The 23,676-nt window shown below is 64.7% G+C and carries 26 protein-coding genes and 1 tRNA gene; 11 read left to right on the plus strand and 16 right to left on the minus strand.

The annotated features are described in order from the left end of the window. Window positions 1-157 precede the first annotated feature (157 nt). From IAU67_RS01605 to ispF, 3 genes are read left to right on the plus strand one after another with little or no spacing between them, the layout of a single operon-like run. Window positions 158-751: a CarD family transcriptional regulator gene (locus IAU67_RS01605; protein WP_151842522.1), complete on the plus strand. Its 594-nt coding sequence runs from the start codon at window positions 158-160 to the stop codon at window positions 749-751. Further along, window positions 751-1,485: a 2-C-methyl-D-erythritol 4-phosphate cytidylyltransferase gene (gene ispD, locus IAU67_RS01610; protein WP_151842521.1), complete on the plus strand. Its 735-nt coding sequence runs from the start codon at window positions 751-753 to the stop codon at window positions 1,483-1,485. The genes IAU67_RS01605 and ispD overlap by 1 nt, the downstream gene beginning before the upstream one ends. A 7-nt stretch (window positions 1,486-1,492) precedes the next feature. Beyond that, a complete protein-coding gene (gene ispF / locus IAU67_RS01615) occupies window positions 1,493-1,981 on the plus strand; it encodes a 2-C-methyl-D-erythritol 2,4-cyclodiphosphate synthase (protein ID WP_151842520.1) in 489 nt (162 codons plus the stop codon). Here the strand turns inward: ispF and nadC are convergent. Further along, on the minus strand, window positions 1,978-2,865 hold the full coding sequence (gene nadC, locus IAU67_RS01620) for a carboxylating nicotinate-nucleotide diphosphorylase (RefSeq protein ID WP_151842519.1): 888 nt from the start codon (window positions 2,863-2,865) through the stop codon (window positions 1,978-1,980). The two genes, ispF and nadC, sit on opposite strands and share 4 nt — an antisense overlap. A 1-nt stretch (window position 2,866) precedes the next feature. Next, complete coding sequence (gene nadA, locus IAU67_RS01625; protein ID WP_151842518.1) at window positions 2,867-3,826, minus strand: quinolinate synthase NadA; 960 nt, start codon at window positions 3,824-3,826, stop codon at window positions 2,867-2,869. Window positions 3,827-3,907: 81 nt separating this feature from the next. Between nadA and IAU67_RS01630 the strand changes: the two genes are divergently transcribed. Further along, window positions 3,908-4,672 (plus strand): NUDIX hydrolase, encoded by a 765-nt coding sequence (locus IAU67_RS01630; protein WP_225723530.1) that lies wholly within the window; start codon window positions 3,908-3,910, stop codon window positions 4,670-4,672. Here the strand turns inward: IAU67_RS01630 and IAU67_RS01635 are convergent. After that, on the minus strand, window positions 4,653-5,480 hold the full coding sequence (locus IAU67_RS01635) for a fumarylacetoacetate hydrolase family protein (protein WP_151842516.1): 828 nt from the start codon (window positions 5,478-5,480) through the stop codon (window positions 4,653-4,655). The two genes, IAU67_RS01630 and IAU67_RS01635, sit on opposite strands and share 20 nt — an antisense overlap. A 54-nt stretch (window positions 5,481-5,534) precedes the next feature. Between IAU67_RS01635 and cysS the strand changes: the two genes are divergently transcribed. Next, entirely contained in the window at window positions 5,535-6,962 is a 1,428-nt protein-coding gene (gene cysS, locus IAU67_RS01640; protein WP_151842515.1) for a cysteine--tRNA ligase, read from the plus strand. Here cysS and IAU67_RS01645 read toward each other — a convergent pair. After that, window positions 6,959-8,275: an MFS transporter gene (locus tag IAU67_RS01645; protein WP_151842514.1), complete on the minus strand. Its 1,317-nt coding sequence runs from the start codon at window positions 8,273-8,275 to the stop codon at window positions 6,959-6,961. The genes cysS and IAU67_RS01645 overlap by 4 nt on opposite strands. Window positions 8,276-8,365: 90 nt before the next feature. Between IAU67_RS01645 and rlmB the strand changes: the two genes are divergently transcribed. Continuing rightward, window positions 8,366-9,334, plus strand: coding sequence for a 23S rRNA (guanosine(2251)-2'-O)-methyltransferase RlmB (gene rlmB / locus IAU67_RS01650; protein ID WP_151842513.1), 969 nt, complete (start codon window positions 8,366-8,368; stop codon window positions 9,332-9,334). Here rlmB and IAU67_RS01655 read toward each other — a convergent pair. Beyond that, complete coding sequence (locus tag IAU67_RS01655) at window positions 9,288-9,878, minus strand: TetR/AcrR family transcriptional regulator (RefSeq protein ID WP_187767935.1); 591 nt, start codon at window positions 9,876-9,878, stop codon at window positions 9,288-9,290. The two genes, rlmB and IAU67_RS01655, sit on opposite strands and share 47 nt — an antisense overlap. 116 nt (window positions 9,879-9,994) lie before the next feature. Here IAU67_RS01655 and IAU67_RS01660 point away from each other — a divergent pair, with 116 nt between their 5' ends. Next, complete coding sequence (locus IAU67_RS01660; RefSeq protein ID WP_187767936.1) at window positions 9,995-10,963, plus strand: ABC transporter permease; 969 nt, start codon at window positions 9,995-9,997, stop codon at window positions 10,961-10,963. Here the strand turns inward: IAU67_RS01660 and IAU67_RS01665 are convergent. The 3 genes from IAU67_RS01665 to IAU67_RS01675 are packed head-to-tail and all read right to left on the minus strand — an operon-like array spanning window position 10,862 to window position 13,382. Next, on the minus strand, window positions 10,862-11,749 hold the full coding sequence (locus tag IAU67_RS01665) for a metal ABC transporter permease (protein WP_151842511.1): 888 nt from the start codon (window positions 11,747-11,749) through the stop codon (window positions 10,862-10,864). The genes IAU67_RS01660 and IAU67_RS01665 overlap by 102 nt on opposite strands. After that, the gene (locus IAU67_RS01670; protein WP_151842510.1) at window positions 11,749-12,450 is read right to left on the minus strand and encodes a metal ABC transporter ATP-binding protein; all 702 of its coding nucleotides are present in this window, start codon (window positions 12,448-12,450) and stop codon (window positions 11,749-11,751) included. Before IAU67_RS01670 ends, IAU67_RS01665 begins: the two co-directional genes overlap by 1 nt. A 2-nt stretch (window positions 12,451-12,452) precedes the next feature. Beyond that, window positions 12,453-13,382 carry a metal ABC transporter solute-binding protein, Zn/Mn family gene (locus IAU67_RS01675; protein WP_151842509.1) on the minus strand — a complete coding sequence of 310 codons (930 nt, stop codon included), beginning with the start codon at window positions 13,380-13,382 and terminating at the stop codon, window positions 12,453-12,455. Window positions 13,383-13,520: 138 nt separating this feature from the next. On the opposite strand from IAU67_RS01675, the gene IAU67_RS01680 reads away from it, so the two are divergent. Continuing rightward, on the plus strand, window positions 13,521-14,636 hold the full coding sequence (locus IAU67_RS01680) for a LacI family DNA-binding transcriptional regulator (protein ID WP_151842508.1): 1,116 nt from the start codon (window positions 13,521-13,523) through the stop codon (window positions 14,634-14,636). On the opposite strand, the gene otsB is transcribed toward IAU67_RS01680, so the two are convergent. The 5 genes from otsB to thrE are packed head-to-tail and all read right to left on the minus strand — an operon-like array spanning window position 14,601 to window position 19,469. Continuing rightward, complete coding sequence (gene otsB, locus IAU67_RS01685; protein ID WP_187767937.1) at window positions 14,601-15,389, minus strand: trehalose-phosphatase; 789 nt, start codon at window positions 15,387-15,389, stop codon at window positions 14,601-14,603. The genes IAU67_RS01680 and otsB overlap by 36 nt on opposite strands. Before the next feature lie 10 nt (window positions 15,390-15,399). Then, window positions 15,400-15,924: a hypothetical protein gene (locus IAU67_RS01690; RefSeq protein ID WP_151842506.1), complete on the minus strand. Its 525-nt coding sequence runs from the start codon at window positions 15,922-15,924 to the stop codon at window positions 15,400-15,402. Further along, window positions 15,921-17,387 carry an alpha,alpha-trehalose-phosphate synthase (UDP-forming) gene (locus IAU67_RS01695; protein WP_151842505.1) on the minus strand — a complete coding sequence of 489 codons (1,467 nt, stop codon included), beginning with the start codon at window positions 17,385-17,387 and terminating at the stop codon, window positions 15,921-15,923. Before IAU67_RS01695 ends, IAU67_RS01690 begins: the two co-directional genes overlap by 4 nt. A gap of 20 nt (window positions 17,388-17,407) precedes the next feature. Continuing rightward, window positions 17,408-17,788: a hypothetical protein gene (locus tag IAU67_RS01700; protein ID WP_151842504.1), complete on the minus strand. Its 381-nt coding sequence runs from the start codon at window positions 17,786-17,788 to the stop codon at window positions 17,408-17,410. Window positions 17,789-17,843: 55 nt separating this feature from the next. Then, a complete protein-coding gene (gene thrE / locus IAU67_RS01705) occupies window positions 17,844-19,469 on the minus strand; it encodes a threonine/serine exporter ThrE (RefSeq protein WP_425321390.1) in 1,626 nt (541 codons plus the stop codon). A gap of 77 nt (window positions 19,470-19,546) precedes the next feature. Between thrE and IAU67_RS01710 the strand changes: the two genes are divergently transcribed. The 3 genes from IAU67_RS01710 (at window position 19,547) to IAU67_RS01720 (ending at window position 21,450) form a co-directional block, all read left to right on the plus strand. After that, window positions 19,547-19,622 (plus strand) — tRNA-Thr (locus tag IAU67_RS01710). A gap of 14 nt (window positions 19,623-19,636) precedes the next feature. Continuing rightward, complete coding sequence (locus IAU67_RS01715) at window positions 19,637-20,086, plus strand: PH domain-containing protein (protein WP_151842696.1); 450 nt, start codon at window positions 19,637-19,639, stop codon at window positions 20,084-20,086. Then, on the plus strand, window positions 20,083-21,450 hold the full coding sequence (locus IAU67_RS01720; RefSeq protein ID WP_151842502.1) for a PH domain-containing protein: 1,368 nt from the start codon (window positions 20,083-20,085) through the stop codon (window positions 21,448-21,450). Before IAU67_RS01715 ends, IAU67_RS01720 begins: the two co-directional genes overlap by 4 nt. Here the strand turns inward: IAU67_RS01720 and IAU67_RS01725 are convergent. The 3 genes from IAU67_RS01725 to IAU67_RS01735 form a co-directional block, all read right to left on the minus strand. After that, a complete protein-coding gene (locus tag IAU67_RS01725) occupies window positions 21,447-21,932 on the minus strand; it encodes a hypothetical protein (protein ID WP_151842501.1) in 486 nt (161 codons plus the stop codon). The two genes, IAU67_RS01720 and IAU67_RS01725, sit on opposite strands and share 4 nt — an antisense overlap. A 5-nt stretch (window positions 21,933-21,937) precedes the next feature. Continuing rightward, window positions 21,938-22,570 (minus strand): Panacea domain-containing protein, encoded by a 633-nt coding sequence (locus IAU67_RS01730; protein ID WP_187767938.1) that lies wholly within the window; start codon window positions 22,568-22,570, stop codon window positions 21,938-21,940. Window positions 22,571-22,887: 317 nt separating this feature from the next. After that, entirely contained in the window at window positions 22,888-23,616 is a 729-nt protein-coding gene (locus tag IAU67_RS01735; protein WP_151842499.1) for a L,D-transpeptidase, read from the minus strand. Window positions 23,617-23,676 lie beyond the last annotated feature (60 nt).

The raw sequence follows: 23,676 nt of genomic DNA on the forward strand, positions 1-23,676 counted from the left end.
GCCTTCTAGACTAGCCTCTTGAGGTCTTTTTACATAGTTATAGGTCGCGCTCTCCGCCGCCCTGCCCCTTATTTGGGTGATGGTCGGCCCGTGGTGCCCGTGCGGTATAATCTGGGGCATTCATGTTCTGTCGAGTGTTACTTAGGGGCGCCTTTTAATGGACTTCAAGGTCGGAGATACGGTTGTTTACCCTCACCACGGTGCTGCGGTGATTGAAGGAATCGAGCAGCGCGAGTTCAAGGGCGAAACCGTCGACTACCTCATCTTGCGCATCAATCAGGGTGATCTGTCTGTCAAGGTTCCGGCGAAGAACGCAGAGAAGGTCGGTGTGCGCGACGTGGTGGGCGAGGAGGGCCTGCTGAAGGTCTTTTCCGTCCTGCGTGAAACGGACGTGGAGGAGGCCGGCAACTGGTCTCGCCGTTACAAGGCCAACCAGGAGCGCCTGACCTCCGGCGACGTGAACAAGGTGGCCGAGGTGGTTCGCGACCTGTGGCGCCGTGACCAGGACCGTGGCCTGTCCGCCGGTGAGAAGCGCATGCTGGCGAAGGCCCGCCAGATCCTGGTGGGCGAGCTCGCCCTGGCCGAGGGCGTGGATGACAAGAAGACGGACGCCCTGTTGGAGGAGATGCAGCAGACCATCGCCCGCCATCGCGCCGCCTTCGAAGCCAAGCGCGCAGCCCAGTCCGAGGACGACCTGGCCGGCGACGGCGATGGCCCTGTGGACTTGGACGCCCTGGACGACGAGCTGTAATTTCCGTGCGCACTCTGGCATTGATCGCCGCCGCTGGCTCCGGTACCAGGCTGGGTTTTTCCACGCCGAAGGCCTTTGTAGAGCTCGCCGGCCGCACGCTGCTGGAGCGCTCCCTTGACCTTATCCATGGCGCCCACCGCGTCTCCCACGCGCTCGTCATCGCTTCTGCGGACATGATGCCGCGCGCCCAGGCTCTGCTCGACAATCCCGAGAACCTCCGCCGCTGGCAGGGCATGCGCGTGGGCCTCGTCCGCGGCGGGCGCGAGCGCGTGGACTCGGTCTACCAGGGCCTGCTCGCCCTCGAGCGTGAGTACGGCCGTGATGATTCCTTGGTCTTGATCCACGACGCCGCCCGCTGCCTCACGCCGTCATCGATGGTGGCGGGCGTGGTCGATCGTGCCATGGACGTGCTGGCGCGGGGCACGGCGGTGGGCGCGATCCCGGTGGTACCGGTGGCGGACACCATCAAGGTGGTGGAACAGGGCCAGGTGGTGAGCACCCCACCCCGGGAGTCCCTGCGCGCGGTGCAGACTCCCCAGGCCTTTGCGCTGGACCGGCTGCTGGAGGCCAACGAGGCGTACCAGGCCTCCGCCGGACCACTCGCTACGGACGACGCCTCCCTCATGGAGATGGCCGGGCTGCCCGTGTCCGTGGTGGACGGGGACGCCAGGGCCTTCAAGATCACCACCCCGAGCGATTACCGCATGGCGCAGCTGCTGCTGGAAGAAAGGTAACACGAGTATGAATGCTGGACAGGGCATCCCCCGCGTGGGCATCGCCACGGACGCACACCAGGTCGAGGCAGGCAAGCCCTGCTGGATGGCGTGCCTGCTGTGGGAGGACCAGGATGGCTGCGAGGGACACTCCGATGGCGATGTGGTGGCCCACGCGGTGGTGGACGCCCTGCTGAGTGCCGCGGGCCTGGGGGACCTGGGCTCCTTCGTGGGAGTGGGACAGAAAGAATACGACAATGTCTCCGGCGCCCGCCTACTCACCGAGTGCCGCGCGCTATTGGAGGAGCGCGGGTTCACCATCGGCAACGCCGCCGTGCAGATGGTGGGCAACCGCCCGAAGATGGGCACCCGCCGCGAGGAAGCCGAAGCCGTCATGAGTGAGCTGGTGGGTGCGCCGGTGCGGGTGTCCGCAACCACCACGGACCACATGGGCTTCACCGGCCGTGGCGAGGGCGTGGCCGCGGTGGCCACGGCCCTGGTGTTCGAGCAGGCCTAGCGGAAGTCCAGGCCTAAGTCCAGGACAGTGGCGCTGTGCGTGAGCGCGCCCACGGCCACGTAGTCCACGGCCAGCCCCGAGTAGTCGCCGATCGTGTCCAGCGTGAGCCCGCCGGACAGTTCCGTGGCCACGCCCGCCGGGGTGGTGAGCTCCAGGCACTCGGCCACCTGGGTGGGGGACATGTTGTCCAGCAGGATCAGGGACGCCCCAGCATCAATCGCCTCGGAGACCTGTGCCACGGTATCGCACTCCACCTCAATGGGCAGGTCGCGCGCGTGCGTGCTGATGGCCTGGAACGCGGCGGTGATGGAGCCGGCCGCTTCGATGTGGTTGTCCTTGATGAGGGCGGCGTCGCCCAGCCCCATGCGGTGGTTCACGCCACCGCCGCAGCGCACGGCGTACTTTTGCAGCACGCGCAGCAACGGCTGGGTCTTGCGGGTATCGCGCACGCGGGTGCCCGTGCCCGTCAACGCACGGACCCACGCGGCGGTGGCGCTGGCCACCCCCGACAGCTGGCACAGCAGGTTCAGCAGGGTGCGCTCCATCGTGAGCACCAGCTGCGTGCGGCCTTCCACACGCAGTACCACGGAGCCGGGCTGCACGGCATCCCCGTCCTGCAGCACATCCGTGACCGTCACGGCGGAGCCGTCCCGCGCCGCCGCGATCTCCGCGACCGCGCGGGCCACCGGCACGCCCGCCAGCACGCCGTCCTGGCGCGCGACCACCTCCGCCACACACCGCTGATCTGCCGGGATGGTGGCCAGCGTGGTGACGTCCTCGCCCCACTGCAGATCCTCGTCCAGGACAGCCGTGATGAGTGCGGTGACATGCTCAGGGTCCAGCCCGGCGTGGGTGAGCTGGGCGTCGGTATCAGGGGACAACATCCTAGCCTCCAATGGCGATCATGCGCGCCACGGCGCGACGGGCGCGGGTGGCGATTTCCGGGTCCACGACGATCTCGTCGGTGCCCTCGCGCAGGCAGGTCAGCAGTTTGTCCGGGGTGATCATCTGCATGAACGGGCAGGCGGCCTCCGGGTTCACGGGTAGGAACTCGGTTGCTGGGTTGGCCTTGGTGAGCTGGTGCAGCATGCCGATCTCCGTGGCGACCAGGACCTTGCCGGCCTTCGTGTTGCGCGCGGCGCCCAGCATCCCGCCGGTGGACAGGACATGGGTGCGCTCGGCGGGGATGTCGCCGGTGGAGTTCATCCACAGGGCAGAGGTGGTGCAGCCGCACTCGGGGTGGATGAACAGGTCGGCGTCCGCGTGGGTGTGGACGGCATCGCGCAGGCCCGCGGGGGAGATGTCCGCGTGCACGTGGCACTCCCCGGACCACAGGTGGATGTTGTCGCGGCCGGTTTCGCGCTGCACGTGGGCGCCCAGGAACTGGTCGGGGCAGAACAGGACCTCCGTGTCTTCGGGGATGCTGCGGACCACGTCCACGGCGTTGGAGCTGGTGCAGCAGATGTCCGTCTCGGCCTTGACGGCCGCGGTGGTGTTGACGTAGCTCACCACCACCGCGCCGGGGTGCTCGGCCTTCCAGGCGCGCAGCTCGTCGGCGGTGATGGTGTCCGCCAGGGAGCAGCCGGCGTTCGCGTCGGGGATCAGGACGCGCTTGTCGGGCGAGAGGATTTTGGCGGTTTCGGCCATGAAGTGCACGCCGCAGAAGATGATTTCGTCGGCGTCGGTATCGGCGGCGATGCGGGACAGGCCCAGGGAGTCGCCGACGTGGTGGGCGATGTCCTGGATGGCGGGCAGTTGGTAGTTGTGGGCGAGGATCAGGGCGTTGCGCTCGTCGGCGAGGCGGCGGACCTCGGCGGCCCAGTCAGTCTGTGTGGGTGTTGTCATGGATCGTCACTTCTTGTCGTCGGCACAACCGCAGTTATGTCCATGCGGTCGAAAACTCTGGGACAGGTTATCATGGATGACGTGCATTCTCCGAATATCTCTACCCCCAGCGGGCCGTTGCGCGACCACGCTGGCACGCCGAAGTTCCGACATCAGGCCATCGCCGTGGTCATGTCCGTCGACGCCCACGACGGCCTCCGCGTACTACTTCACCGCCGCCACAGGGCGCCCTTTTCCGGAGGCCTGGCCCTGGTCTCCGGGCCAGTGGATGTGAAGGAGACCATTGACGAGGCGCTGCTGCGCCACCTGGACAACGCCGGTGTGCACCGCGACATGTTCGAGCACTTCGAGCAGGTGGAAACCCGCTCCGACGTGGACCGCGACCCCTACGACCGCACCATCGCCACCGTCTACTTGGTGCTCCTGCCCGCCGCGCAGGCGCAGAAGCTGGGGGAGGACACCACAGCCTACCGGTGGGTTCCCATCAAGGACGAGCAGATCACCAACCTGGCGTTCGACCACTCCGAGATTGTGCAGAACACCGTGGAGCGCCTGCGGGCGAAGATCACCTACAGCAACATCTCCTTCGCTCTGGCGCCGGAGGAGTTCACCATCCTGGACTTGAACGTGATCTATCGCCACGTCCTGGGCTTCCCCATCGACACCACAAACCTGGGTCGCGTCCTGTCCCGCCGCGGCCTGCTGGTGGAAACCGGCGAGAAGCGCAAGCCCCACGGCGGCGGCCGCCCCGCGCGCGTCTACCGCTTCGTCTCCCGCGAGCTGTCCATCACGGACCCCTCGGCCATGTTCCGGCCTGCGGGAACTTCTATAGTTCAGCCGGGATAACCTTCACCCGGTTGGAAATCTCACCAATGCCCTCGATGGCGATGCGCATCTCGTCGCCATCGGTGAGGTAACGCGGCGTGCTCATCCCGTGGGCCACCCCGGCGGGAGTGCCGCACACAATCACATCGCCCCTGTTTAGCGGGGTGAACTGCTGGATGTACTCCACCAGCTCCGTGGGCTTGAACACCAGGTCGGCCATGGAGTGCTCCTGCCGCAGCTCACCATTGATCCAGGTACGCAGCATGGAACCCCGCTCCACGGGATCGCATTCGTCGGGCGTGACCATCCACGGCCCGAAGCCCGAGGACGCGAACAGGTTCTTGCCCTGCAGCCACTGCTGCGTGCGGTACTGCCAATCCCTCTGGGAGAAGTCATTCATGATCGCGTAGCCCGCGATCTCGCCGAAGTCGCCGATGACCACGGCCAGCTCCCCCTCGTAGTCCGCGGCATCCATCAGGTGCTCTGGCACCATCACCTCCTCGTACGGCCCGGTGATGCTGTCTGCAAACTTCGCAAACAAGGTGGGGTGGTCCGGGATGGGGTGTCCCATCTCCTCGATGTGCTCGCGGAAGTTCAGGCCCACGCAGATGATCTTGCCCGGATTCGGGATCACGGGGCGCAGCTCCGCGGCGGTGAACTCCACGGTGGGGTAGGCGCTGAGGTCCGCCTCCGGCACGTGCCCTCCGGCAAACGTCCACAGGTCCGGGATCAGATGCCCTCGCCCGTGCCCGTCTACGAAGGACTCCACGGCGACGGGCACTGTGACGTCGCTGGGGGAACCGGGGATGTGGATTGACGCGATCTTCACGATGAACTCCAATGAAAAGTCTTCTCGGGGACAGTGTGCCGTAGAATAGGGCTCGTGACACTCAGAATCTACGATACCGCCACACGTTCACTGCGCGATTTTCAGCCCATTCGCGACGGGCACGCCTCCATTTATCTGTGTGGAGCCACCGTTCAATCCATCCCGCACATTGGGCACGTGCGCTCCGGGGTGGCTTTTGACATTCTGCGTAATTGGCTGACGTTTAAGGGCCTGGACGTTGCGTTTGTGCGTAATGTCACGGATATTGATGACAAGATTCTGGCGAAAGCCGCGGAGAATAACCGTCCGTGGTGGGAGTGGGCTGCCACTCATGAGCGCGCTTTCACCTGGGCGTATGACCAGCTGGGCGTGACCCCGCCGTCCATTGAGCCGCGCGCCACCGGCCACATTCCCCAGATGATCGATTACATGCAGCGCATTATCGATAATGGCCACGGCTATGCCGCCGACGGAAATGTGTATGCCCAGCCGGCCACCATCGATAATTACGGCCAGATTTCCGGCCAGAAATTGGACGAGGTGGACCAGGGGGAATCCGCGGGCACGGGAAAGCGCGACCCGCGTGACTTCACGATGTGGAAGGCCGCAAAGCCGGGCGAGCCCGCGTGGGATTCTCCGTGGGGCCCGGGCCGCCCGGGCTGGCACATCGAGTGCTCCGCGATGGCCACGAACTACCTGGGCTCCAGCTTCGACATCCACTGCGGTGGCCTGGACCTTCAGTTCCCGCACCACGAAAACGAGACGGCCCAGGCCCACGCGGCCGGCGATGGCTTCGCCAACTATTGGATGCACAATGGCTGGGTCACGATGAGCGGCGAGAAGATGAGCAAGTCCCTGGGCAACGTGCTGTCCGTCCCGAACGTGCTGACGAAGGTGCGCCCGGTGGAGCTGCGCTACTACCTGGGTTCCGCGCACTACCGTTCCATGCTGGAGTACTCCGAGTCCGCCCTGGCCGAGGCCGCCGCCGGCTACCAGCGCATCGAGAAGTTCGTGCTCCGCGCGTTGGAGTTCGTCACGGGCGCGAAGCCCACCGCCGAGTCCGCCGACCAGCTGCCGGTGGGGGATGTTCTGCCGGAGTTCGCCGCGAAGATGGACGATGATCTTGCGGTGCCGCAATCCTTGGCCATTATTCACGACGCCGTGCGCGCTGGTAACAAAGCCCTCGAAGCCAAGAACCGGGATGAGGTTGCCCGGCTCGGCTCCGCCGTCCGCGCGATGGCCGGCGTGCTGGGCGTGGACCCTCTGAGCCAGACGTGGCTGGGCCAGACCTTCGCCGGAGGCGGCGCCGCCGAAGGTGCGATGAACGCCCTGGACGTGCTGGTCACTGCGGAACTGGAACGCCGTGCCGAGGCCCGTGCGGAGAAGAACTGGGCCGTGGCCGACGAGGTGCGCGACCGCCTGGCCGCCGCCGGCATCGAGGTGACGGACACCCCCGAGGGCGCCACCTGGTCCCTGCGCTAGAGCACCCTGCCGCGCTGCTCCGGCAGCAGGAACGCGGCCCCCGCCGCGATCGCGAAGGCTGCTCCGAACAGCGCAAACAGCATCGGTGCCCCGCCGAGCGCCAGAATCGGCGGGACGATGAGCGGCGCGATGATGGACGCGATCCGCCCGAACCCAGCGGCCGCGCCCGTGCCCGTGCCGCGTAGGTGCGTGGGGTACAGCTCCGGCCCCACGGCGTAGAGCGCGCCCCACGCGCCCAGGTTGAAGAAGCTCAGCAGGCACCCCGCTGCGATGATCTGCCACTCCTGGCTGGCCATGCCGTACAGCCCCGCGGCCACAGCGGAGCCCACCAGGAACGTGGCCAGGGTGGACCGTCGCCCCCAACGCTCGATCAGGAACGCGCTGACCGCGTAGCCCGGCAGCTGCGCCAGGGTGATGATGAGCGTGAAGGAGAAGCTCTTCACCAGCGTGAACCCCTGGGCGTGCAGGATGGACGGGATCCAGATGAACGCGCCGTAGTAGCTCAGATTGATGCAGAACCAGATGGTCCACAGTGCCGCGGTGCGCTTCCGTAAATGGGCCGACCAGATGCCTTTTTCTTCGACGCCCAGCGCGCCGTCCCGATTCTCCTCGTCCTCATCGCTCGGCCTGTTGAACAGCGGGATCGCCGGCGAGTTCTTAAAGCTGTCCACCACGCGCCGGGCCTCTTCGTGGCGGCCCCTGCTCTCCAGGAAGCGGACGGACTCCGGCAGGCCGAGCCGCACCACCAGCGCGTAGGCCGCGGGGATGCAGCCCAGCGCCAGCGCCCAGCGCCAACCTTCGTCGCTGGCCGCCACCACGAACGTGCCGATGGCTGCCGCGGCGATCCACCCCACGGCCCAGAACGCCTCCAGTAGCACGACCATGCGCCCGCGGATCCGGCGAGGGGAGAACTCAGAGATCAGCGTGGAGGCCACGGGCAGCTCCGCCCCCAGGCCCAGGCCCACGAAGAAGCGGAAGATCATGAGCACCGCCAGGCTGCCCGCCAGGGCCGAAGCGCCGGTGGCCAATCCATAGACGAGGAGTGTGAGGGCGAAGACTTGGCGTCGTCCTAATTTATCGGCCAGCAGCCCGCCGAGCGTGGCACCCAGCGCCATCCCCACAAACCCGATGGAGCCCAGCCAGGAGGTCTGCGTGGCGGACAGGCCCCAGTGGGCGGCCAGGGCGGCCATGATGAAACTGATCAATCCCACGTCCATCGCGTCCAGCGCCCAGCCGATGCCGGATCCGCCCAGCATGGTGGCGTGTCTGCGGGTGACGGGAAGCTCATCTAATTCTCGACTCAGAGACGACATGTAGCGAATAGTACATTGTGGCCCTGACATATAGAATGGTCAGGTACATTTTTCACGCGGGTACAACCCACGAATTGAGGTAACACAACTATGGCCGGTAACTCCCAACGGCAGGGCGCTGTCCGCAAGAGCAATAAAAAAGGCTCCGCGAAGGGCTCTGGTGGGCAACGCCGCCGCGGCCTGAGGGGCAAGGGTGCCACCCCGAAGGCGGAGGACCGCGTATACCACGCGGCGTATAAGAAGAAGCGGGCGGCGCAGCGCCGCGCCTCCGGTGCTCACGATCGCCGCCGCGGTGGCGTGGAGGAGCAGATGGAATTGGTGGTGGGCCGCAACCCGGTGGTGGAGTGCCTGCACGCGAAGGTTCCGGCCACGGCGCTGTACGTGGCGGAGGGCTCTAAGAGCGATCAGCGCCTGGCGGAGGCCGTGCACACCTGCGCGGACCGTGGTATTGCGGTGCTGGAGGTCTCTCGCCAGGAGCTGGACCGCATGACGGGCAACGGCATGCACCAGGGCATCGGCCTGCAGATCCCGCCGTTCGACTATGCGGAGGTGGAGGACCTGATCGAGAAGGCCGCCACCGCCCCCACCCCGGGCATGATCGTGGCGCTGGACAACATCACGGACCCCCGCAACTTGGGCGCGGTGATCCGTTCCGTGGCGGCGTTCGGGGGCCACGGTGTGGTGATCCCTGAACGTCGATCGGCCTCGGTGACCGCGGTGGCGTGGCGCACCTCGGCGGGCACGGCGGCGCGCCTGCCGGTGGCGAAGGCTACGAACATGGTGCGGTCTTTGAAGCAGTTCCAGCAGGCGGGCTACCAGATCGTGGGCCTGGACGCCGGCGGCGAGCACACCCTGGATACCTACGACGGCACCACCCCGGTGGTCATCGTGGTCGGTTCGGAGGGCAAGGGTATGTCCCGCCTGGTGCGGGAGACCTGCGATAGCATCATGTCCATTCCGATGGCCCCGTGGGTGGAGTCCCTGAATGCCTCGGTGGCAGCGGGCGTGGTGCTCAGCGAGTTCGCGCGCCAGCGTCGGGCGCCTTCAGCCCGTCGATGACGATCCGCGTCATCTGAGACATGAACTGGGGGGCTTCCGCGTTGATGGGCTGGGGGAGTGGCCGGGACGTGGCCGCGAGGATGAGGTGAAAGTCCAGGGGGGTGAGGTCGTCCCGGATGAGGCCCCAGCGTCGGCCGCGGTCCATGAATGTGGTGGCGGCGCCCAGGAGCTCCGCGAGTAGTTGGTCGGCCTCGTGGGTCCTTTTGCCGTCGACCAGCAGCGTGGGGATGAGCTGCGTGGCGAAGGCGCCGATGCCCAGATCGATGATGCGGGTGATGATGTCCTCCCATGCCTGCGTGGCCGTATCGCGCGCGTCCCACGCGTCCGGGTGGGCTGTGTAGAGGTCCGCCACCAGGGTTTTTCCGTGCTCGATCACACCCATGGCAAGATCCTGCTGAGTGGGGAAGTGGCGTTGTAGTGTTGCGACGCCGACGCCGGCCTCCTTCGCAATAGCGCGCCGGGAGACGTCGATGCCGTGCGTGGAGAACAGCCTCCAGGCGGCGTTCAGGATGGCTTCTCGATTTTCGACGGCGTCTGCGCGCACGATTGTGCCTTCTTTCAGGTGTTTTCTTCGGTTGCTTGCATCCTACCTAAGTGGAGCGTAATGTTCCATTTGTGAGAAGCGGAACAAAGTGTTCCAGTTAAGGAGAACTGACAGTAATGAAGAAACTTCTGATCACAGCCCTTGCCCTACCGGCCGTGGTAGCTCTCATGCTCCTGGCCTTCCTGGCCCCCACCATCAACTCGGGTCCGGACGACCTCCCACTGGCCGTCGCCGGACCGCAGCCCGCCGTGTCTCGGGTGACCGGCATGTTGGAGCAGAAGAGCCCCGGCGCTTTCGAGGTCACCACCTATGATTCGCCGCAGGCGGCCACGGAGGCTGTGCGTGAGCGCGACGCTATCGGCGCGCTCAACCTTGGGACCGACGGCGTGGAGGTCATCGTCGCCAGCGGTGCGGGAACGCCCTACAAGAATGTGCTCACCGGCATGGCCGAGGGTCTGAAGGCTACGGGCCAGACGGTGACCGTGACGGACGTCGCCCCACTTCCCGAGGCTGACCCCGCCGGATCGGCACTCGCCATGCTGGGTCTGCCGGTGGCCTTCGGGGGCATCGCCTCGGCCCTGGCCGTGTCCCGCCTGATGAACCGTCGCCTGTTGCAATTGGCCGGAGTGCTCGCGACCGCCGTGGTGGCAGGCCTGGCTGTGGCCGCGATCATCCAGTTCGGCTACAACGCCGTGGAGGCCAACTACTGGGCCTTCGCCGGAGTACTCACGCTCGGCATCGCCGCAACTAGCCTGTTTGTCCTGGCCTTGGAGAGCCTGTGGGGACTTAAAGGCATTGCACTCGGCGCCATCGTGACAATGTTCGTGTCCAACCCCCTGTCCGGCCTGGCGACCGGATGGCAGTGGCTGCCCAAGCCCTGGGGTGCGATGGGCCAGTTCCTTCCCCTCGGCGCGGCCGGTGACGCGGCTCGCTCCGTGGCCTACTTCGACGGCGCCGGCGCGGCCGGCTCCGTGTGGATCCTCCTAGGCTGGATCCTCGTCGCAGTGTGTGGCGTACTCCCGCTGGCGCACTTCATCGGCGTTCAGCGTGCGTCCGCGAAGCCAGGCGATGCCGCGGCAGATTAGGTAGATCACGAAGCTGAGCGTGGTGACGAACACGGATACGGGCAGGCCTGGTGCCAGGGAGAGCACCAGCCCGCCCACGGCCGCGATCATGGAGAACGCGCCGGATAGTATCACCGCTATCGCGGGGCTGGACGTCACCTTCACGGCCGCGGCACCCGGGGTGATGAGCAGCGCGATGAGCAGCAGCGCGCCCACAATCTGCACGCCTTGGCTTGCGACCACACCAATCAGCGCCGCAAAGACTAGAGACAGCGTGCGCACCTTCACCCCGCGCGTGGCCGCCAGAATCGGGTCCACCGTGGAAAACAGCAGCGGCCGCCACAGTAGCGCCATGACCGCCACCACCAGGATCGTCACAATTATCAGCGCTCGCATATTCGCGGAACTCACGCCCACGATCTGGCCTGTGAGCAGGCTAAACGCCGAGGACGACCGGCCGGGGTAGAGGTGAATAAACAGCACGGACAGGCCCATGCCGAAGCTTAAGACCACCGCCACGATGGAGTCCTGCTCCTTATTTCCCAGCAGCGTGAGCACCACCGCCGCCAGCACCGCGCCGAACAGCGCGCCCCAGCTCACCCCGATGCCGCACAGCAGCGCCGCGGAGGCGCCCATCAGTGCCAGCTCGCCGGTGGAGTGCGCGGCGAAGCTCATCTGCCGCATTACAATCAGCGGCGCAATCGCGCCGGACACGATCCCCAGCAGCAGTGCCGCCAGGATCGCATTCTGCACGAAATCCACGCTCAGCAGGGAGACGGTATCGTGCCACCAGTTGCCCGTGAACATCACACCACCACCAACTTGCCTTCTACGTTGAGCACTCGCACGTCCGTGCGATAGAGCTCGCTGAGCGTCTCCGAGTTCATGACGTCCGCCACCGTCCCAATCGTGTGTGCGTGCGGGGTGAGGTACAGGACCCGATCCGTGACGTTGAGGATGGGGTTGATGTTGTGGGTCACGAACACCACCGATGTCCCTTTGTCCTTCCGACGCCGATCCAACAGCTCCACCGTGTTCTTCTGTGCACGCATATCCAGCGAGAGGGTCGGCTCGTCACACAACAGCAACTCGGGGTCGTTGGCCAGGGCCTGCGCCTGCCGGATGATTTGCTGCTGCCCACCGGACAGCTCGCCCACGCGACGGTCGGCGAGCCCCAGGGCGCCCACTTCCTCCAGGGCGGCGTTCACCACTGAGGCCCGGGGGCGTCGGTTTTTAAAGATCCCGGAGGCGACGGACAGGCCCACCAGGTCGCGAGCGCGGATCGGCAGGTCGGGGTCGAACATGCGCTGCTGGGGGATGTAGCCCACCCGCCCATCGACGGTGCAGGTGCCCTGGGTCAGCGACCGGATGCCGAGGGCGACATGCAGCAGCGTGGACTTGCCCACGCCATTAGTGCCAAGAACCGCCAGGAACTCCCCGGGCTGGACGTCAAGATTCAGTCCGCGCCACAGGGGTTCCACGGCGGCGTTGTGGAAGTGAAGAGTCATCCCTACTTGGAGGCCTCTTCAAGATCGTTGATGACGGTGTCTACGTAGCCGAAGTAGTCCTGGCCGTTGTCCGGGGTTTCGTTCACGTTGACGATGGGGGTCTTGTGGGACTTCGCGGCCTCGATCAGGGTGTTCGCGGCGGCGGTGTGGGACTGCTCGTTGGTGATGAGGATGTCCGCCTTGCCGTCGTTGATGAGCTTCTGGGCCTCGGCCACATCCGCGGCGGAGGGCTCGGACTCGCGGGCGACGGAATCGGCGTAGCCGTCGGGGGTGATGTCCTTCAGGTCGGACTGGTCGATGATGCCCTCGGCCACGGACTCGGTGAGGATCACGTTCTTGTCCTTGAGTGTGCCCATGCGCTCGGCGAACTCGTGGGTCTTGTCCGTGACAGCTGAGGTGTTGATGGAGGCATCGGGGTCGATCTTCTCGATGGCGTCCTTCAGCTGCTCCACGAAGTGGTCCACGATCGTCATGTTGAACCAGATGTGGGGGTTGAAGCCGCCGTGGTCATGGCCGTGCTCGTGCTCATGCTCATGCTCGCCATCATGGTCGTGGTGGTGATGGTGGTGCCCCTCGGTCAGCTCGGTGGCGGAGACGATGGGGGTCTGGCCCTCTACGTGGTCGGTGAGCCAGTTGTCGTAGCCGCCGCCGTTGGCGACCACGATGTCCGCGCTGGAGAGGGTGGCGAGGTCCTTGGCGGAGGCCTCGTACTCGTGGGGGTCGTCCTGGTTGTTGTCCAGGATGGTGGTGACGGTGATGTTGTCGTTGCCCTCGACCAGGGTCTTGGCGATGCTGCCCCAGGTGGAGACGGAGGCGACGATGTTGATGTGGTCGTTGCCCTTGGCTGGGTCGGAGGAGCCTCCGTCGGAGCAGGAGGCCAGGGTAAGGCCCAGTGTGGACAGGAGGGCAAGTGCAGTCATCGTCTTCTTCATGGGTGCAGAGTGTAGCCCTGACCAGCACTTGTTGTCAAACGTTTTCATTAAGGTGTCAATTACGATCCGTGCAGGTCGATAGGCTGTACAGTGCTAGAATCGCAAGAAGTGAGCGGACAAGGGAAGCAGAGAGGGCAGATGGACAGCAAGAGACCACGAGCACCACGCCGCCGCGGAACGCTCGCATCCATCGCGGATGAACTAGGGGTCTCACCCACCACCGTGTCCAACGCCTACAATCGGCCGGACCAACTATCCAAAGCCCTCAGAAAGCGCATCCTGGAGACCGCCGAAAAGCGCGGCTATCCCGGCCCCGATCCCCTGGCCCGCTCCCTGCGCCGCGGCCACGCCGGAGCCATCGGGGTGCTCCTCACCGAAGAGCTCACCTACGCCTTCGAGGACCAGGCCTCCCTGGAGTTCGTCTCCGGCGTGTCCATCGCCTGCTCGGAGATGAAGGCCTCCATGCTCCTCATCCCCGCCGGCGTGAACCCGGACGCCCGCTCCCAGGACGCCGCCCACCTCATCAACCAGGCCAGCGTGGACGGCTTCATCGTCTACTCCGTCGCCGCGGACGACCCCCACCTGGACGCCGTCATGCACCGCGGCCTGCCCACCGTCATCTGCGACCAGCCGGTGAACACGGCGCAAGCGCACTTCGTGGGTATCGACGACCGCGAAGCCATCAAACCCGCAGCCCAGGCAGTGGTGGAGGCCGGCCACACCCACATCGGCATCCTCTGCATCCGCCTGGACCGCGACCCCAACAACGGCCCCGTCAGCCCGCAGCGCCGCACCGACGCCACCATGGACGTGCAGCGCCTCCGCGTCGCTGGTGTGCTGGACGTTTTAACCGACGCCGGCCTGGACCCCACACACGTCCCCATCGTGGAACGGCACATCAACAACCGCGAGACGGCCTACAGTGCCGCCCAGGAACTCTTGACCGCGCACCCGGAGCTCACCGCCGTGATCTGCACCACGGACTCCATGGCCATGGGCGTGCTGGAATACACCCGTGACCAAGGGATCTCCATCCCGGACGACCTCTCCGTCACCGGCTTCGACGGAATCCCCCAGGCCATCGCCGCCGGCATCACCACGGTGCGCCAGCCCTCCCGTGAAAAGGGCCGCCTCAGCGGCACGTGCCTGGCCGCCATCATCCGCGGCAACCACGACGTCCACGCCCAGTTCCTGGACACGGAACTGGTGCCCGGAACCTCAGTCCAGCCGCCGCGCCTCCACCAGCTGGGCTAGGAAATCGCGCACGGCTACCGTCCCGGACAGTCGCCGGTTCGCCCGGGAAGCCCCGGCGCCCACCTTGATGCCCATGTCCGTGCGCTGGGTGTGCAGCACCCGCATCACGGACTCGTCGGTGGTGTCATCCCCCGCGAACACCACCGTGGGGATGCAGTGCTCCTCCCGAAACGCGGAGATGTAGTCCCCCTTGGACGTGGAGTCCACCGCAACCTCAATCACCGCCTTGCCCTGGGTGATCATCACGTTGTCCATCCCCTGGGCGTGGCTCAAGAAGGACGCATGCGCCTGATCCGCCACGTCCTTGTTGTCGCACGTGCGGGAGTGCAGCCCCACGGACAGCGGCTTGCGCTCCACCCACAGCCCCGGGTGCAGAGACGCCGCCGCCTCCGCCGCCACCGCCAAGGACTCATACAGCTCCCGCTGCGCCTCGGACAGGGGAGTAAAGCCCGTCCCCGCGGGCTCGGCGCCGTGGCTGCCGATCAGGTGAATCCCCGCCTCGTTGCCCTCGGACAGTCCCGTGACCTCGCGCAGCTGCGCCAGGTTCCGGCCGGAGACAATCATCGCGATCGTGTCATCCATCGCCGCCAGCGCCTTCAGGCTCTCGATGCATCCGTCCTCGGCCCGCGCACGCATGGGGTCGTCGTGAAAAGGCGCCATGGTCCCATCGAAATCCATGGCAACCAGGAGGCAGTCAGCCGCAGCCAAAGCCTCGATATCGGAGGCGCTGATGTCCGGCGCGTGGGTGGTCACTGTCTTCTCCCTACTTGTCTTCTTCTGGCTGGTGAGAGATGAATTCCACAAAAGGAGCCGTGTGAATCTCATCGTTCTCGGTGCCTATCGCTGTCAATTTTAGGCTGTTCTCGCGCGGCCTGCTCCAGTGAAAGCGATGACCGTCCAGCGCGTCCGCCATTTTCTGCGCGGTGGTGACGTCATTCGGTAGGCAGGACACGTCCGGATTCTCAATCGTCCGCACCTGATCCACCGTGACCGTCTCGTCCTTGCCCCATTCCAGATCCGCGGTGAGATCCACGCACCCCGACGCCCCACGCAGCACGTCGTCACCGAATACAACGAACACGCGCCCGGCCTGCGCATCGGCCAAATAGGACCCCGTGTCCGCGCTGTCATCCACATCGTTGCTGAGCGTACCCCCGGCGGAGAGCTGCACCACCTGCCACTGGGTCGAGCCGAGCGGGGCGCTGGAGTCCCCGCCGCACGCAGCCAGCCCAAGGCCCGCCGCGGCGAGGAGGCCTGCTGCGGCCAGGCGGCGTCGGGGGGAGATCATAGTTGCTCCAGGAACGATTGAGCCCAGTGGTCCACATCATTGACCCGCACGTGCTCCCACATGGCGCGCATGCGGTGCTTCTTATCCTCCGGGTCGCCGGCCATGGCGCGCTGGATGGCCAGGCCGATGGAGTCGGGGTCGTAGGGGTTGCACAGGTGCGCCTGAACCAGCTGCGTGGCCGCGCCCGTGAACTCGGAGAGCACCAGCGCACCTGAGCCATCGGAGTGGCAGGCCACGTACTCCTTGGCCACCAGGTTCATGCCGTCCTTCAACGCCGTGACCAGCATCAAATCGGTGGCGGTGTAGAGCGCCAGCAAGCTGGTAAACGGCAGATTCGTGTGCACGTACTGCACCACGGGGCGGGTCAAGGATCCGTGGTTGCCGTTGATGCGGGTCACCACCTTCTCCACCTCTTCGCGGGAGACACGGTAGTCATTGAGGCGCTCGCGCGAGGGCGTGGCGACCTGAATCATCACTACGTCCTTCGGCTCGATGGTGCCCTCGTCCAGCAGCTTCTCCAGTGCGGTCAGGCGATGCAGGATGCCCTTCGTGTAGTCCATCCGGTCCACACCGGCCAGCAAAAAGCGGGGGTTTCCCAGCTCCTCGCGCAGGCGATCCGCGGCAGCCCGGGTGTCCGGCGTGATGGCCTGCTGCTGCACCTTCGTGGAATCAATGGAGATGGGGAACACGCCCACGGTCACGGTGCGCGCGTCATCCATGCGCACATAGCCCACCGTGTGGCCGGAATCCGGCAGGCGGGCGCCGCGCAGAAAGGCAGCGTTGTCATCGTCGTCCAGGATCTCCACCTCGTAGCCCAGGGCGCGCAGAGTGATCATGAAGTTGCGGGCGCTGTCCTGGGTGTGGAAGCCCACCAGGTCCGCGCCCAGCGTGCCTTCCAGGATGTCCCGGCGCCACGGCAACTGGCGGAACAGCTCCGGGGAGGGGAACGGAATGTGCAGGAAGAACCCAATCCGCAGCTTGGGGTGGCGCGCGCGGAGCATCCCCGGAACCAGGTGCAGCTGGTAGTCCTGCACCCACACGGTTGCGTCCTCGGACAGGACCTCGGAGCAGGCGTTCGCGAAATGCTGGTTGACCTGCGCGTAGCGCTTCCACCACTGCTTGTTGTAGCTGGGCTTCACGATCAGGTCGTGGTAGAGCGGCCACAGGCAGCCGTTGGAGAAGCCCTCGTAGAACTCCTCGAAGTCCTGGGCGTTCAAGTTCACCGGCATCATCGTGATGCCGGCTTCCTCGTGGGTGGGCATGTCCTCCACCGTCACGGTGTCCGTGGATCCGGGCCACCCGACCCAGGCCCCGTCGTGGGAGGTCAGCACCGGGCGCAGCGCTGTGACAAGCCCGCCAGGGGAGGGAGTCCATGCCTCCTCGCCAGTTTTCTTGTCCGTTGTCCGGTCCACCGGCAGGCGGTTGGCTACAACAACAAAATCACTCTTGACGGGCGTGGTCACGGGAGCTCCTCGCGTGTGGGTTAGGCCTTCTTTGTGGTCTTCTTCGCGGCCTTTTTCGTGGTTTTCTTAGTGGTTTTCTTCGCCGACTTCTTGGTGGCCTTCTTCGTGGCCTTCTTGGTCGCCTTTTTCGCAGCCTTCTTCGTGGCCTTCTTAGAGGCGCGCTTGGTGGTCTTGCGGGTAGCCTTCTTGGCTTCCTTTTCTTGGGCTTCCAGCTCTTCGACCACGCGGCGGTGGATCAGCCCGTCGGGCTCCACGCCCAGCATGCACATCAGCGTCGCTGCATCAAGGAAATCTTCCGAATAGGTGGCGACGATGCGCTGTGCTGCCTGGGCGGTCTCTGCTTCTACCGCGTGGAGAGATTCAGAATTGGCAGGACGGTTATCAGTAACCTTTGGCGGCACGTGCGCGACCCCTTAACTTCTACGTCGATCGGTGTATTGTTCGTTCTATTTTACGTTATCCCTCAGACATCCGCTCACTGTCCCCTGCATTGCTGTCTGAGCTGCTGTCGTTGAAGTCCAATTCCGTATCCTCGAACACTTCATAAATAGATGTGTCTGTGGATCGACGCCAGGCCCACGGTGCCCGCAGCCCCATCTTTGTTCCCTTGCGCCAATAGACGGGGGAGAATGCTCGCGTTTGCCGCCGGGAGCCTTCGGGGCGGATGACGGGGCGCAGGACGCGTCCGGCGCGGTGCAGGATGTGCGGGCGGCGCACGCGTCGGGCGACCCACTCGCCGAAGACCACGCCGGCGGCCAGGGCGGTGGCGGTGGCCAGCGCGAGCGCCAGGTTGGACAGCCCCTGGATGAACTCGTCGTTCAGCAGGGAGCTCATACCTCTATATAACGCGAGGCCGGGCAGAAAGGGCACAATGCCGGTGGCGGCGGTGATCTGCGGGGGAAGCAGGAAGCGGCGGGAGAGGATACCTCCGGCGAAGCCCACGGCCAGCGCGCAGACGGTGTTGGCCATCATGAGGGACAGCTGCAGCACGTCGGTGATGAAGAAGAAGGAGATGGACGCCAGCAGTGCGGTCGTCCCGGCAACCAGCGTGGCGCGCCGTTCGCAGAAGTTCGCCAGGCAGAAAAACGCCGTGGCGAACGCGCCCGACAGGATCTGCACCGCCGTTGTCCCCAGAATGCCGGAGGTTTGGCTGGTGTTCAGCGGCGGCAGGGACACGCCAATGTGATCCACCGCCTGAATCCCCACCGCGATACCCGCGATGATGCCGCCCGTCATCAGGATCGTTTCGAAAAATCGTGCCGACGCCGTGATCGGTGCGCCCGTCACCCCATCCTGGATGGTTTGGACGAGCTGCAGCCCGGCCAACAGAGCCACGATGCAGGAGGCGATCACCAACGACGGCGGCAGGTACAGCCCGGACATCTGCGCCAGGGGGTAACAGATCGCTGCCGGGATCACGGCCATGAATCCGCCCAGCACGTTCTGGAAGAACATGGGCAGGGACTTGGAGGCCAGCCAGGCGTTCAGCGTCATGATGAACAGCGTGGTGATCGTGGCGACCACGGCCACGGCCCAGCCACCGCCGAGCAGGAGGGACACCGCGCCGGCGAAGCCGCCCCACGCCAGGAGGGCGTAGCGGTTGCGGAAGGGCAGTGGCGACTGCTCGATCTCGGTGAGGATGGCGCGCGCCTCATCCAGTGGGGCGGCGCCGCGCACGATGGAACGGATCAGCCGGTCCAGTTCCGTGAGGTGGGAGTAGTCCGTGGAGAGCTTGTGGACCACGCGGAAGACGTTGACGGGTGGGGTGTCATCGGTGACGCGAGCGTAGACCGTGATGGTGTTCAACGTGATGTCCACGTGCGTGTAGTACAGGCCGTAGGCGGTGGTGATGGCGTGGATATGCGCGCGGGCGTCGGAATTGCCCGTCCCCGCAGCCAGCAGCAAGTCCCCGATGCGCGCGGCGAGGTCCATCACGTCCTGGACCTGGTTGGGGTCCGTGAGGTCCACCGGCGCCAGCGGGGATGGAGGCGGCGCCATGCGGATGGCGTCAATGGTCGCCCGATTTCCGGAAAAGAGCAGATCGGACCCTTTGGCTAAAATCTTTGTTGCGAAGCTTCCCACCCCATTACCGTAGCGGTCTGTGGGGTGGTTTTCACAAAGACCTGTGTACTGCTAATCTCTAGGAGGCTGTACGCCATGCTGAGGTGGCGCAATTGGTAGCGCAACGCACTTGTAATGCGTAGGTTGCGGGTTCAAGTCCCGTCCTCAGCTCCATGAGCCCTGAGAATATGCACCCGGTGTCGCCCAAGCTGGTCCCCGTGCGCTACGTGACGCACCTGTCGTTCTGGGCGGTGCTCATCCTGGCAGAGACTGCCGCCGGGTTCTTTGGGCACCCGTGGTTTTACGTCGGCACGGTGGTGTTCCTGGCGATCTTTGTGTGGTTACTGTGGCTCATCCCGGCGCAGGTGCGCAACATGGGCTGGCTGGAAACCGACGACGAGCTTCTCATCACCACCGGCAAACTCTGGCACACCTTTACTGTGGTGCCCTACGGCCGCATCCAATTCGTCGACGTCACCTCCGGGCCGGTGGAGCGTCTGTGGGGGCTGAAGACGGTGCAGCTGCACACGGCCTCGGCGGGTACTGATGCCAAGGTGAAGGGCCTGCCGGCGAAGGAGGCTGACGCGTTACGTGAGCGGCTGACCGTCCAAGCCCGAGAGAGAATGAGTGGGCTATGAGCGAGCAGGGGTACCGCCCGGTGCACCGCCTCACGCCGCTGCTGCGTTTCTGGACAGCCATTCTGGCCGTGTTCACGATTATGGTGTTGAATACCAGCCTGTCCACCGTGTCTGACCTGGCCCATTTCTTGAACGAGGGCCACTGGGGCGCGGCCACGCGCTGGGCGCTGGTGGGCCTGGGCGGATTCGTGGCAGTGTGCGCAGGGATCTGGGTGGTCTCGGGGGTGTGGTGGCGCCGGATGGGCTACCTTCTGGGTGACGAGGAGATCGCCTTTCGCCACGGCGTGCTGACCACAGCATTGCGCAGCGCCCGCTACGAGCGTATCCAGGCGGTCGATGTGGTGGAGGACCTGATTGCCCGCGTATTTGGGCTTGCCGCGGTGCGGGTGGAGACTGCCGGCGGCGAGTCCTCGGCGATCCAGATCTTGTACCTGAAAAAGCAGGTGGCGGAGAGCGTGCGGCAGGAGATCCTGTCCCACGTGCACAGTGCTCCTGCTGAACCTACCGACGCCGACGCCAGGCCCATGATCGAACAGGTCCCCATCCAACGTACGATGGTTGCCGAGGCCCTTCGACCGGGAACATTGCTGACGGTGGCGGCCGCCGTCGCGGTGGTGTTCACCCCCTTGAGCCTGGCGGCACTGGTGCCTTTCCTGGTGGGCATGGTGCCGACGGTGTGGAACTTGGTGGATACGTCCTGGAAGTTCACACTGCACTGCGATGAGGCCGATGGGGACACGGTGTTGAACCTGTCCTATGGCCTGGCGGACAGACGCCGGCAAACCATCCGCTTGGACCGCATCCACGGGGTGCGGGTGAGCCAGCCGCTGTTATGGCGGCTGTTCGGGTGGTACCAGGTGCACGTCTCGGTGGCGGGCTATGGCGCTGTGGCCGGCAAGGCCTCCGGCTCCACGCGTATCTTACCGGTCGGTACGCGCGAGCAGGCGCTGGAGCTATTTGCGCTGGTCTCGGCACTGTCCGCAGCCGATATCGAGCAGTACGCGCGCCCGGAGGGATACACCCGGCCCACGTACACCTCACCGGACAGGGCCCGGTGGGTCTCCCCGGTGGATCTGCGTCAGCAGTCCGTCACGTTGCATGAGGGCGTGGCCATTGTCCACGAGGGCAGGCTGTCGCGGCGGGTGATGGCGGTGGAGACTTCCCACATCCAGGAGCTGACGTACATGGCCGGGCCATTCAGCCAGATGCTGGGCCTCGCCACAGTGAGCTTCGAACTGGTAGGCGGCCCGGTGCGCATGGCGGGGCGCAACTTGGACTCTGCCGACGCTGCCGCCCTTCTCACGCGCCTGCGCCAGCGCCGCCTGCCGGATATGCCTGCGGAGGGCGACCTGCCGATTCACTAAAAGATGATTCCGTGCTCGACCCACTGCGGTCGAACTTGCTCGAGATGGGCAGGACGTGTGAAGGGGCTGGCAGCCCATGCTTTCAGAAGAGGCTCGAAGAAGGGCGGGGCTGGAGGCTCATCAAACAGCGCAAATTCGTCGCCTTCCATCAGGTCTTTGGGGTTAAGTAGAAAAGGCATCGAGCAATCGATGACCGTGTCCTTCTTAATGAAGTTGTGGGTCCCTGGGGTGAGCCGCACTGACACGTCTTGTGCTGTGAGGTTGAAGCGCCGGATTCTCTCACCAAGATGATGCAGTCGCTTCGATACCTGCGACGTGGCATTGACCATGACGACGTCATCATTATTCAGCCGCCCCAATACGAAAAACATATGCCGGGTTTCGGAGTTGAACGGTGGATTACCTCTAAACCAGAGAGATGCCCCAGCAATGCAGGAGTGTTGTATCCACAACGCGCGCGGCGCTCCATTGAGAAATGCCACGTGACCTACAATTCAATTCCAATCGCACTGGACAGTGCTGCACGCTCGTTGTAAAAGTAGCGTGCCGCTTCGAGCGTCTCAGGATCTACTTGGAAGTACTGGTCCTCGTGGTTCTCTGGGTCATCGAAGAAGTCGACGAGGTCGATAGGAAACGCGCGTACCGATGAACGACTGTCATAGGCTCGCGTCCATTCTGGGTAAATATGGCTGATATTCCGAGCCGTCTCAAAGCCTCCACTTTCTCGAAATTGGACGTAGGCTTCCTCGAGCATCAGGATGTCAGCTGGGGAGAGGTGATCACTACCTGGGTCGGCAAGGCGGTGGAGTGCATATCTCCGAGTCTCAAAGTGTTCTCTCCACCACAAGGTATCCGATTGAGAAGTCGTGTCAGGTCTCATCTCGGCTCCCTGCCTGCAGGCCTTCATGAGATCGTAGGTCTCGGAGGCTACTGGACCGTAGGGAAGTGCGAAGTAGTGATCCTCCGTCACTTCGCTACCGAAGTTGCGCAGGCTATGGCGGTCAGCCGCCCACAGCAGCTTGATGAGCTTGAGATACTGGTCTCCGTCTACGCTCTGAGGATCGTTGGCGTTCTGCTCTAGAAAGAAGTTGACGGCTTGAGCGGCCTTGATGGCAGACATACTGGGCTGGCCTGGCATGGGACACTCCTTCTCCAGCTATTGTAGTTTGGTGTCCAATCGTACTCTACTCAGTGATAACATGGTGGAATAGTTGAGCCTACCCTAAGGTGCGATACTGTGAGGTACACTATGCTTGTCGTTAGATCCCGAAGGTAAGGATTAATCATGGGAATCTATGAACTGCTCATCATTATTTTTGTGGTTCTACTGCTGCTGATCGTTCCAACCCTGCTTGTCCTTATCCTCTTAAAGTTGAGAAAATAACGCAGGCGCACAACGAAAAAACCGCCCCTCGGGGCGGTTTTTATTTCTACTTCTTAGTAAATGAAGACCTTGTCGCCTGGGTTCAGGTGGTTGAAGAATGTGCGGGCGGAGTCGGCGTCGAGGCGCACGCAGCCTGCGGACTGAACCGTTGGGTCACCCTGGTGGAACGCGTGACCGGAGTTGGTGAAGTAGGTTGCCCATGGCATCGGGGCGTTGTTAAATTCGCGGGATACTTCGTCCTTCACCTTGTACTGGATGGTGAAGGTGCCGCGTGGGGTCTCCTGGCCTGGGCGGCCGGTGTTGGAGCGCACGGGGCCGTAGACGGTACGGCCGCCATCCTGGAGCCAGGAGCGGTGACCGGCGATGTCTACGCAAGCGCGTGCCCATGCGGGGCATGGGGTATTCGCGGTGTTGGTGGCGCGGCGTGCTGCATCCTGCTCTGCTGCGATGCGGGCCTGCTCGGCGCGGGCTGCGGCGTCGCGGCGCGCGGTCTCGTCGGCGCGTGCCTGCAGGGCGCCTGGTGCCACGAAGTTGGTGGTGTTGTCGATGGCGTCACGCACAGGGCCGCGGAACTGCTCTGGCAGGGCGTCGGCCTGGGCGCTCAAGGTGTCGCGCTGGTCCAGAACCCAGTTGTTGAAGTCACCCTGGGTAGGAGCCGGGGCGCTGCCAGGAGCTGCTGGCTGCGCGGAGGCGATTCCGGTGGACATGCCGGCGACCGTCAAAGCAGACAGTGCCACTGCGGCGACCTTGCCGCGGACGGAGTTCTTGCGATGGGAGATCATGGGGAAAGTATAAAGATTAGCTGAGAATTTGCCAAGTTGAGTCTCGGTGTGTCTCGAATC

The sequence above is a fragment of the Corynebacterium zhongnanshanii genome (assembly GCF_014490575.1).
GTDB lineage: Bacteria > Actinomycetota > Actinomycetes > Mycobacteriales > Mycobacteriaceae > Corynebacterium > Corynebacterium zhongnanshanii.

Bases quoted from the DNA above. Each gene is read 5' to 3' on its own strand.
- IAU67_RS01680 (WP_151842508.1), top strand. From the start codon at position 13,521: ATGGACAGCAAGAGACCACGAGCACCACGCCGCCGCGGAACGCTCGCA.
- IAU67_RS01665 (WP_151842511.1), bottom strand. From the start codon at position 11,749: ATGTTCACGGGCAACTGGTGGCACGATACCGTCTCCCTGCTGAGCGTG.
- IAU67_RS01735 (WP_151842499.1), bottom strand. From the start codon at position 23,616: ATGATCTCCCATCGCAAGAACTCCGTCCGCGGCAAGGTCGCCGCAGTG.
- nadA (WP_151842518.1), bottom strand. From the start codon at position 3,826: ATGACAACACCCACACAGACTGACTGGGCCGCCGAGGTCCGCCGCCTC.
- IAU67_RS01670 (WP_151842510.1), bottom strand. From the start codon at position 12,450: ATGACTCTTCACTTCCACAACGCCGCCGTGGAACCCCTGTGGCGCGGA.
- nadC (WP_151842519.1), bottom strand. From the start codon at position 2,865: ATGTTGTCCCCTGATACCGACGCCCAGCTCACCCACGCCGGGCTGGAC.
- IAU67_RS01675 (WP_151842509.1), bottom strand. From the start codon at position 13,382: ATGAAGAAGACGATGACTGCACTTGCCCTCCTGTCCACACTGGGCCTT.
- IAU67_RS01720 (WP_151842502.1), top strand. From the start codon at position 20,083: ATGAGCGAGCAGGGGTACCGCCCGGTGCACCGCCTCACGCCGCTGCTG.
- IAU67_RS01660 (WP_187767936.1), top strand. From the start codon at position 9,995: ATGAAGAAACTTCTGATCACAGCCCTTGCCCTACCGGCCGTGGTAGCT.
- IAU67_RS01730 (WP_187767938.1), bottom strand. From the start codon at position 22,570: ATGTCTGCCATCAAGGCCGCTCAAGCCGTCAACTTCTTTCTAGAGCAG.
- ispF (WP_151842520.1), top strand. From the start codon at position 1,493: ATGAATGCTGGACAGGGCATCCCCCGCGTGGGCATCGCCACGGACGCA.
- IAU67_RS01645 (WP_151842514.1), bottom strand. From the start codon at position 8,275: ATGTCGTCTCTGAGTCGAGAATTAGATGAGCTTCCCGTCACCCGCAGA.
- IAU67_RS01715 (WP_151842696.1), top strand. From the start codon at position 19,637: ATGCACCCGGTGTCGCCCAAGCTGGTCCCCGTGCGCTACGTGACGCAC.
- IAU67_RS01690 (WP_151842506.1), bottom strand. From the start codon at position 15,924: ATGATCTCCCCCCGACGCCGCCTGGCCGCAGCAGGCCTCCTCGCCGCG.
- rlmB (WP_151842513.1), top strand. From the start codon at position 8,366: ATGGCCGGTAACTCCCAACGGCAGGGCGCTGTCCGCAAGAGCAATAAA.
- IAU67_RS01605 (WP_151842522.1), top strand. From the start codon at position 158: ATGGACTTCAAGGTCGGAGATACGGTTGTTTACCCTCACCACGGTGCT.